1 rRNA gene is annotated in these 1,136 nt (G+C 56.3%); it reads left to right on the forward strand.

Going from position 1 to position 1,136, the window contains the following annotated elements:
• Positions 1–1,136, forward strand: a 23S ribosomal RNA gene (locus J2T21_RS20765); the annotation flags it as partial.

Here is a 1,136-nt window from a genome sequence, read left to right on the forward strand (position 1 = left end):
GCCTGAGATCCGATAGGCGCCCCCCTCGGGGGGTGATTCGGTGATCCTATGCTGCCAAGAAAAGCATCGACGCGAGGTTTTAGCCGCCCGTACCCCAAACCGACACAGGTGATCAGGTAGAGAATACTAAGGCGATCGAGAGAATCATGGTTAAGGAACTCGGCAAAATGCCCCCGTAACTTCGGGAGAAGGGGGGCCTGCCCCGTGACCGCCACTTGCTGGCGTGAGCGGGTGTGGGCCGCAGAGACCAGGGGGAAGCGACTGTTTACTAAAAACACAGGTCCGTGCGAAGTCGCAAGACGATGTATACGGACTGACTCCTGCCCGGTGCTGGAAGGTTAAGAGGACCGGTTAGCGCGCTTGCGTGCGAAGCTGAGAATTTAAGCCCCAGTAAACGGCGGTGGTAACTATAACCATCCTAAGGTAGCGAAATTCCTTGTCGGGTAAGTTCCGACCTGCACGAATGGAGTAACGACTTCCCCGCTGTCTCAACCATGAACTCGGCGAAATTGCACTACGAGTAAAGATGCTCGTTACGCGCAGCAGGACGGAAAGACCCCGAGACCTTTACTATAGTTTGGTATTGGTGTTCGGTGCAGCTTGTGTAGGATAGGTGGGAGACGTTGAAGCCCGGACGCCAGTTCGGGTGGAGTCATCGTTGAAATACCACTCTGGCTGTACCGGTCACCTAACTTCGGCCCATGATCTGGGTCAGGGACAGTGCCTGATGGGTAGTTTAACTGGGGCGGTTGCCTCCTAAAGAGTAACGGAGGCGCCCAAAGGTTCCCTCAGCCTGGTTGGCAATCAGGTGTCGAGTGTAAGTGCACAAGGGAGCTTGACTGTGAGAGCGACAGCTCGAGCAGGGACGAAAGTCGGGACTAGTGATCCGGCGGCACGTTGTGGAACGGCCGTCGCTCAACGGATAAAAGGTACCTCGGGGATAACAGGCTGATCTTGCCCAAGAGTCCATATCGACGGCATGGTTTGGCACCTCGATGTCGGCTCGTCGCATCCTGGGGCTGGAGTAGGTCCCAAGGGTTGGGCTGTTCGCCCATTAAAGCGGTACGCGAGCTGGGTTTAGAACGTCGTGAGACAGTTCGGTCCCTATCCGCTGCGCGCGCAGGAAATTTGAGAAG

It is taken from the genome of Paeniglutamicibacter psychrophenolicus, from assembly GCF_030812255.1.
GTDB lineage: Bacteria > Actinomycetota > Actinomycetes > Actinomycetales > Micrococcaceae > Paeniglutamicibacter > Paeniglutamicibacter psychrophenolicus_A.